Source organism: Lentzea kentuckyensis (assembly GCF_002150765.1).
GTDB lineage: Bacteria > Actinomycetota > Actinomycetes > Mycobacteriales > Pseudonocardiaceae > Lentzea > Lentzea kentuckyensis.
Map to the genome: position 1 here is coordinate 1 of NZ_MUYM01000090.1, position 7,865 is coordinate 7,865.

General features: G+C 70.1%; 7 protein-coding genes. 5 read left to right on the top strand and 2 right to left on the bottom strand.

Annotated elements, in window-relative coordinates:
• The 3 genes from B0F77_RS35535 to B0F77_RS35545 form a co-directional block, all read left to right on the top strand.
• The coding region (locus B0F77_RS35535; protein ID WP_143467063.1) for a ferredoxin reductase at positions 1-617 on the top strand (617 nt) is incomplete at its 5' end.
• A 13-nt stretch (positions 618-630) separates the two neighbouring features.
• Positions 631-894: a DUF6510 family protein gene (locus B0F77_RS35540; RefSeq protein WP_086667424.1), complete on the top strand. Its 264-nt coding sequence runs from the start codon at positions 631-633 to the stop codon at positions 892-894.
• Between the two features lie 145 nt (positions 895-1,039).
• The gene (locus tag B0F77_RS35545) at positions 1,040-4,126 is read left to right on the top strand and encodes a PA14 domain-containing protein (protein ID WP_086667425.1); all 3,087 of its coding nucleotides are present in this window, start codon (positions 1,040-1,042) and stop codon (positions 4,124-4,126) included.
• A gap of 167 nt (positions 4,127-4,293) precedes the next feature.
• Here the strand turns inward: B0F77_RS35545 and B0F77_RS35550 are convergent, their stop codons facing one another.
• Positions 4,294-4,959 (bottom strand): response regulator, encoded by a 666-nt coding sequence (locus tag B0F77_RS35550; protein ID WP_086667426.1) that lies wholly within the window; start codon positions 4,957-4,959, stop codon positions 4,294-4,296.
• Positions 4,956-6,092 (bottom strand): sensor histidine kinase, encoded by a 1,137-nt coding sequence (locus B0F77_RS35555; protein ID WP_086667427.1) that lies wholly within the window; start codon positions 6,090-6,092, stop codon positions 4,956-4,958. The genes B0F77_RS35550 and B0F77_RS35555 overlap by 4 nt, the downstream gene beginning before the upstream one ends.
• 136 nt (positions 6,093-6,228) lie before the next feature.
• Here B0F77_RS35555 and B0F77_RS35560 point away from each other — a divergent pair, with 136 nt between their 5' ends.
• Both B0F77_RS35560 and B0F77_RS35565 read left to right on the top strand, forming a co-directional pair.
• Positions 6,229-7,566 carry a hypothetical protein gene (locus B0F77_RS35560; protein WP_086667428.1) on the top strand — a complete coding sequence of 446 codons (1,338 nt, stop codon included), beginning with the start codon at positions 6,229-6,231 and terminating at the stop codon, positions 7,564-7,566.
• Positions 7,563-7,805 (top strand): hypothetical protein, encoded by a 243-nt coding sequence (locus B0F77_RS35565; protein ID WP_143467064.1) that lies wholly within the window; start codon positions 7,563-7,565, stop codon positions 7,803-7,805. The genes B0F77_RS35560 and B0F77_RS35565 overlap by 4 nt, the downstream gene beginning before the upstream one ends.
• Positions 7,806-7,865 lie beyond the last annotated feature (60 nt).

Sequence of the window (7,865 nt, forward strand, 5' to 3'; positions counted from 1 at the left end):
CTGGCCAGCACGTCGACGTGCGGCTGACCGCCGAGGACGGCTACTCGGTGCAGCGCAGCTACTCGATCTCGTCGGCATCGGACGGGAACCGGGTCGAGCTGGCCGTGCAGCGGGTCGACGACGGCGAGGTGTCGCCGTACCTGTGCGACGTGCTCACCGTCGGCTCGCAGATCGAACTGCGCGGACCGGTCGGCGGCTGGTTCGTGTGGCGCGCCTCGGATTCCGCACCGGTGACGCTCGTGGCCGGCGGGTCCGGCATCGCACCGCTGATGGCGATGATCCGGGCGCGCGCCGCCGAGGGCAGCCGCGTGCCGTTTCGCCTGGTCTACTCGGTGCGCACGCCGTCGGACGTGATGTTCGCCGACGAGCTTCGCCGGCGGGCCCGCGAAGACCCCGGCCTGGACGTCCGGCTGGTGTACACCCGGCAAGCTCCGGAAGGTTCTCCGGAGCCGCCGGGCCGGCTGGGTGTGGCCACCTTGAACACGTACGCCTGGCCGGCCGAGTTCACCCCGAACTGCTTCGTCTGCGGACCCACCGGGTTCGTGGAGACGGTGTCCGACATCCTCGTGGCGCTGGGCCACGACCCGCGCCGCGTCCGCACCGAACGCTTCGGCTGACAGGAGACCACCCATGAGCGATCACGTGGACGGCAACGCGCTCGCGGGCGACCTGCGGGAGATCTTCGCGGTGGACCTGACGGTGGCGACCGGGCAGTGCGCGGGGTGCGGGTACAAGGGCTCGGTGGCGACCTTGCGGGTGTACCGGAACGCGCCGGGGCTGGTGGCGCGGTGCCCGCACTGCGAGGAGGTCGTGTTGCGGCTGGTGCGCGGGCGCGACAAGGCGTGGCTGGACCTGCGCGGCACGGTGAGCCTGGAGATCCCGTTGCGGTCCTGATCGTGGGCGCGCTCTCACACAGCGCCGATTCTTGTCCTGTTTGACATGCCGGATACGTCCGATCGGCCGTATCCGGCGTCCGAAGCCTGTGCCTGGATAGATGGGAGCGCTCTTACAACGTTGTAAAACGAAGGGGATCTCGCCGATGAGAAAAGCCGCCCCCGTACTCGTCGCGCTGCTGCTGGCCCTGGGCGTCGCGCCCGGCACGCCGCCGGCGGGTGCCGCCGAGCCCGTGCACGGCCTGAAGGGCGAGTACTTCAGCATGTCGGCGCCCGGCGCGCGGGACTTCGCGAACCTCGCGGGCACCGTCCTGGACGCCGAGGTGAACCACCAGGACCTCACCGGCGTCTTCGGCTTCCTGGCCGGGCGCACCGAGCACACGACGGCGCGGTGGACCGGGAGCGTCGCGGTGCCGCAGACCGGCGACTACACGTTCCACGCCATCGGGGACAACGGGTTCCGGTTGTTCATCGACGGGCAGCCGGTGATCGACCACTGGGTCGGGGACTGGGACCGCGAGCAGACCAGCGCGCCCGTCACGCTGACCGCGGGCAGGCAGTACGACTTCCGGCTGGAGCTGTTCCAGGACACCGGTGGCGCCAACATGTTCCTGCGCTGGTCGAGCGCGAACACGCCGAAGCAGATCGTGCCGGAGTCGGCTTTCACGCCGCCGGCGGACTTTCAGGTCGTGCCGCGCGCGGCGGACGTCTCGAAGGACGGCCGGGTGTTGACGGCGGACTTCGGCGACCGGGTGTCGGGCACGAGCGACCTGAAGGAACACCTGCGGGTCGAGGTCGACGCGACGCCGATGCCGGTCTCGGTGATCACGGCGAACCGCGGCCGGGTCACGGTCCGGCTCGCCGAGGAAGTGCTGAAGAACCAGCGGGTCAGGATCTACTACGACGGCGCGGGCGCATTGGCCGTCGACGGCAAGAAGGTCGGGAAGACCGCGCGGACGGTCAAGAATGCTTCGGTGGAACGGCTCAGGACGCCGTGGGGCGAGAAGGTCGACACGCGCAACCCGTTGCCGGAGTACCCGCGCCCGCAGCTCGAACGCGACAAGTGGGTCAACCTCAACGGCCCGTGGGAGTTCTCGGCGGCGAAGGCCGGGCAGCAGCCCGTGTTCGGGAAACGGCTGCCGGAGAAGGTGATCGTGCCGTTCCCGATCGAGTCGCAGCTGTCCGGGCTGGAACGGCACGAGGACCACATGTTCTACCGCCGCACGGTGACCGTGCCGCGGGACTGGTCCGGGCAACGGGTGAAGCTCAACTTCGGCGCTGTCGACCACGAGGCGAAGGTGTGGGTCAACGGCAAGCTGGTCGCCGAGCACTCCGGCGGATACACGGCGTTCAGCGCGGACATCACCAATGCGCTCAATCGCGGTGAGCAGGAGATCGTCGTGGCGGTCACCGACACGACCGGTCCGTACCAGCCGAAGGGCAAGCAGTCGCGCGACCCCAGCGGCATCTTCTACACGCCGTCGTCGGGCATCTGGCAGACGGTGTGGATGGAACCGGTGCCGGACAAGGGGATCGAGGAGATCAGGACGACGCCGGACCTCGCCACGAGCTCGCTCGCGGTCACCGTCAAGTCCGCCGGGAACGCCACCGTCACGGCGGTCGCGAAGGACGCGCGCGGCCGGCAGGTCGGCACGGTCACCGGGCCGGCGAACGCGAACCTCACGCTGCCGGTGCCGAACCCGCACCTGTGGACGCCGGACGACCCGTACCTGTACCAGCTGGAGATCAGGCTCGGCGGCGACCGGGTCCGCAGCTACTTCGGCATGCGGTCCACCGGGATCACCAACGTCGGCGGCACGCCCAAGCTGACGCTCAACGGCCAGCCGATCTTCTCGCTGATGCAGCTGGACCAGGGCTTCTACCCGGACGGCCTGAACACGGCGCCGAGCGACGAGGCACTGGTGTTCGACCTGAAGGCGCAGAAGGACCTCGGCTTCAACTCGGTGCGCAAGCACATCAAGGCCGAGCCCGCCCGCTGGTACTACCACGCGGACCGGCTGGGACTGCTGGTGTGGCAGGACTTCGTGTCCGTCGAGGACGGCAGCAACCCCACGGCGCAGCAGGCGTTCCTCAGCGAGAGCCGGGAACTGATGCAGCAGCTGCACAACTACCCGTCGATCTACGCCTGGATCGTGTTCAACGAGGGCTGGGGCGAGTGGGACCGCACCGTCACGGGGCAGATCGCCGACGAGGTCAAGGCCGCTGACCCGAGCCGGATCGTCAACGCGCACAGCGGCGTCAACTGCTGTGCGTCCAAGGGCGACTCGGGCAGGGGCGACGTCATCGACCACCACGACTACAACAACACCGACCCGGCGCGTCCGGACGGCAAGCGGGTCGTGATGGACGGCGAGCACGGCGGCTTCACGTTGCGCACGCCGGGCCACCAGTGGCCGGGCGCGCCGACCGCCATCTACAGCGGTGTGGCGGACAAGGCGGCGCTGACCGCGAAGTACGTCGACAACACCCGCACGTTCTACCTCGGCCAGGCGCGCCAGGAGCTGTCGGCGTCGGTCTACACGCAGGTCACCGACCTGGAGACCGAACTGAACGGGCTGTGGACCTACGACCGCAAGCGCATCAAGGTCGATCCGGGTCCCGTCCGCGAGATCAACCGGCGGGTGATCGAGGCGGGCGCGAACGCGGGCAAGCCGTACCCGTACGCCGAACGCGGCGAGTGGAAGCTCAACGACGGCAAGGGAGTGATGGCGAAGGATTCGAGCGGTGGCGGCAACCCGCTGACGCTGAGCCCGACCGGTGCGACGTGGAAGGACGGCGCGCTGGAGTTCCGCAACGGCTCGGCGGAGACCTACGGCCCGGTCATCGACACGACCGGTGACTACACGGTGTCCGCGCGGGTGCGGCTGGACGAACTGCCCGGCAACTACACGACCGCGGTCAGCCAGGACGGCCGGGAGCGCGAAAACCCGTTCTACCTGCAGTACGGGCAGGGTGCGTTCGCGTTCAGCACGCCGGGCGGCAACCGGGCCCGGTTCGAGATCACGCCGGAACTCGGCCGCTGGTACGAGCTCAAGGGCGAGCGGGCCGGCAACGAGATCCGGCTCTCCGTGGACGGGGTGCTCGTCGCCACGGCCGCGGCAGGGCCCGCGATCGCGAGCACCGGCGCGCTCGCGGTGGGACGTGCGAAGTACAACGGACAGAACGTCGACTTCTGGCGCGGTGCCGTCAAGGACGTCCGCGTCGGGTCTTGACGTGGGGAGTGGGCAGGGCTCCAGGCAAAGTTGATCACCCGCCCGACACAACCGGTGGGAGCGTGCTCGAGGGTCGGGTGTTGTGGATGAAGGGAACCTTCATCCACTTGGGGTCGATGAAGGTTCCCTTCATCGACCGCCACCGGGCGAGCAGCCGGGCCACGCGCTCAACCGCGTGGCCCGGCCTGCACCAGCCCGTTGATGTGCGCGTAGGCGACGGCGTGCACCCGATCCCGCAGTCCCAGCTTGGCCAGCACCCGCGAGACGTGCGTCTTCACGGTCTCGTCGCCGACGTGCAGCTGGGCGGCGATCTCGGCGTTGCTGTGCGCCGCCGCGATCAGCAGCAGCACCTCCCGCTCCCGCGCCGTGAGCAACGCCAGCTCCGGTGGCGTGGGCGGCGGGGCGAGGCTGACGGCGAACCGCGCGATGAGCCGTTGCGTCACGGACGGGTCGATGAGGGCGTCACCCCGGGCCGCCACCCGGACCGCGGAGATGAGCTCCTCTGGCGGGAGGGACTTCAACAGGAACCCGCTGGCCCCGGCGTTCAGCGCCCGGTACACGTACTCGTCGCTGTCGTACGTGGTCAGCAGCAGGACCTTCGTGCGGTTCGCGGGATCGGCCAGGATCATCTCGGTCGCGCCCAGGCCGTCCAGCTTGGGCATCCGGATGTCCAGCACGGCCACGTCCGGGCGCAGGCGGGCGACCTCGCTGACGGCGGCCCGGCCGTCCGCCACCTCGGCCACGCACCGGAGGTCGGGCTGGGTGTCGAAGATGGCGCGCATGCCCGAGCGCAGCATCGCGTGGTCATCGGCCAGCAGCACTGTCAGTGTCATGACGCCTCCAGCGGGAAGGTGACGACGGTGCGCCAGGTCCGTCCGTCGGCGGCCAGCCCGGACTCGGTGGTCCCGGCGAACATGCCCGCGCGGTTGCGCATGCCGGCGAGGCCCCGGCGCACCGAGCCGGAGTTGTCGTTGCCGGCACCCACGACGTTCGAGGCCGAGACGGTGAGCGAGTCCGGTGCGTAGACCAGGGTCACCGTCACGCCGGACGCGTCGCCGTGCCGCAGGGCGTTCGTCAGCATCTCCTGGATGATCCGGTAGACCGTGATGTCCAACGACTCCGGCACGTCGCGAGGCGATCCGCGGACTTCCAGACGGGCCGGGGTGCCGGCCGCGCGCACGCCGTCGAGGAGCTCGTCCACGTTGTCCAGGCCCGGCTGCCGGGCGCCTTCCGACTTGTCGCCGTGCAGCAGGTCGAGGAGGTGTCTGAGGTCGACCATGGCGGCACGGCTGGAGGTCTCGACCGACCGCAGCGACTTCTCCAGGCCGCCGTTGCCGTTGGGCAGACCCAGGCGGGCGGCGCCGGCGTGCAGGCCGATCGCGCTCACGTGGTGCACGATCACGTCGTGCAGGTCGCGGGCGATCGCGCTGCGTTCCTCGGTGATGGCCTTGGTGACGGCCGCCTGCGCGTCGGCACGCTCCATCGCGGAGCGCTTCTCCAGTTCGGCCAGGTAGGAGCGGCGGGCCGTGGTGTAGCGGCCGACGAGCCACGGCAGCACCGCGATCTTCGCGACCACCAGCAGCGACACCACGACGTCGATGCGCATCACCAACGGACAGACGAACGCGCTCACGGCCAGCACGCCGAGAGAGGCGTAGGCCGGTATGCCGCGCAACCAGGCGCCGGCGCGGTAGCCGGCGATCAGCAGGCCGGCCTCGTTGGCGCCGATCCGGTCGCCGACGGCGAACAGGATGATCAGCGGGACGGCCGCCTGGGCCGCGGCGACCCAGCCGGAGTACCTGGTGGGGCCCGCGAGCATGAGGTCGACCGCCAGCGTCATGATCAGCACCCCGGCGGTCTGCCACGGCGTGCTTTCGGCGAACAGCACGAATCCGCCGTCGGCGAGCATGCAGGTGGCCGCCACCAGCCACGACTGGTGCTTGAGGGAGAGCTTGATCGGGTGCATCGCTGAGGAATCCTGCCGCATCCCGACTCCGGGTTCGTCATCCCCTGCGGGGGCCGGGAATCCCCCGCGCGGGGGACCCGGTTTCCGCCGTGACAGTGACGCTTCCGGCCGGTGGTGATCGATACGTTCGGCCACGATGAAACGAAGCGTCTCGATCCTGCTGCTCACGCTGGGTGCGATCCTCGGGATCGCGGGCCCGGCGCTCGCCGACGGTGCCCAGTCCGGAGCGGACCTCCACGTCGCGCAGACGCTCGGCGACCGCGACCTCACGGTGATCATCCGGCGGGTCGCGGAGGTGCCCGGACCGGTGCACGTGGACGTGGTCACGCACGCCGGTTCGCCGCCGGGCGAGATCACGCTGACCGCGCGTGCGGCCGGTGCGGCGACCAGCACCACGAAGGTCGTTCTGGGTGAGCGGCCCGGTTTCCACTCGGGTGTCCTGCGGATCGACCGGCCAGGGCCGTGGGAGTTGGCGGTCGACGAGGCGACGATTCCGTTCGTCGTTCCGGCGCTGGTGCCGTCGCCGTGGGAGAACGCGACCTACGGCGGGTTCATCGCGGCGGGCGTGCTGTTGTTCGTGGCACTGTTGTTCGCGGTGTTCGGCAGGCCCGGTCTCGCGCTCGCGCCGACGGCGGGCGTGATCGCGGCGGTCGCCGTCGCGGCTACGGCGGCGTTGCTGGCACCGGGCATTCCGCCGGTCGCGGCGCCCGGCACCCAGCTGGATCCGACGTACGACAACGTCAACGACCCCTACCAACGTACGTCCATAGTGGACTTCTCGCGGCCGCCGGTGAACCTCGTGTCACGAATGAAGGACGACGACCTCGTGCTCAGCCTGACGGACGGGTCGTCGGGGCGGCCGGTGGACGACTTACTGGTGCACGACAGCGCGTTCATTCACCTCGTGGTCGTGTCGCCGTCCGGGAACCTCCGTCACCTGCACCCGGTCCGCACCGCACCGGGCGAGTACCGGGCCCGCCTGCGAGCTCCGGAACAAGGCACCTACGCGGTCGCCGCCGAGATCGCCCGGCGCGGCGGGGGAGTGCAGCTGCTGCGGTCCAGCGTCGAGGCCGTCGGAACTCCGGCTGCCCGGTCGCACGATGGAAAGGCAGCGCTGGCAACGGAAATCCGGGAGGCCGGCCGGCCGAGCACGCTCACCGCGGGCTTCGGTGAGCGGGATCTGCAGCCGTGGCTGGGCATGCTCGGGCACATGATCGTCGTCGGGCCGGTGACCGACGGCCCCGCGAAGGCGCCGATCTGGGCGCACGTGCACTCGATGATCCCGCCGACGCCGGGCATGCCCGACAAGCCGGACGAGAGCGTCGCCGCCTACGGGCCGGACGTGCCGTTCACCTACTCGTTCCCGTTGCCGGGCAGGTACTTCGTGTGGATCCAGGTCGAACGGAACTACGAGATCGTCACCGTGCCGACGATCGTCGACGTTCCCGCGGCGAAGGGGGTTTCGGAGAAGTGAAGCGTCATGTGGCAGGCGTGCTGGCCGGTGTGATCGCGATGGTCGCCGCCCTCGTCGTGTTGTGGCCGCGCAGCGTGGAGGCACAGCCGCAGCTCGCCGAAAGCGCGCAACTCCGGTTCGTGCTCACGCCCGCGAGCACGAAGACCGGCAGGAACTCGTTCGACCTGCGGGTGGACCGACCGGGCGGGCCACCCGCAGGTCGAACGAGTTCCTGCCGGTCTTCGTGCTCGCGGGCGTGAGCACGAACCGGAGTTGCGCGCTTTCGGCGAGCTGCGGCTGTGCCTCCACGCTGCGCGGCC

Excerpts from the sequence above, each read along its gene's own strand:
- B0F77_RS35555 (WP_086667427.1), bottom strand. The coding sequence starts at position 6,092 with ATGCACCCGATCAAGCTCTCCCTCAAGCACCAGTCGTGGCTGGTGGCG.
- B0F77_RS35550 (WP_086667426.1), bottom strand. The coding sequence starts at position 4,959 with ATGACACTGACAGTGCTGCTGGCCGATGACCACGCGATGCTGCGCTCG.
- B0F77_RS35560 (WP_086667428.1), top strand. The coding sequence starts at position 6,229 with ATGAAACGAAGCGTCTCGATCCTGCTGCTCACGCTGGGTGCGATCCTC.
- B0F77_RS35545 (WP_086667425.1), top strand. The coding sequence starts at position 1,040 with ATGAGAAAAGCCGCCCCCGTACTCGTCGCGCTGCTGCTGGCCCTGGGC.
- B0F77_RS35540 (WP_086667424.1), top strand. The coding sequence starts at position 631 with ATGAGCGATCACGTGGACGGCAACGCGCTCGCGGGCGACCTGCGGGAG.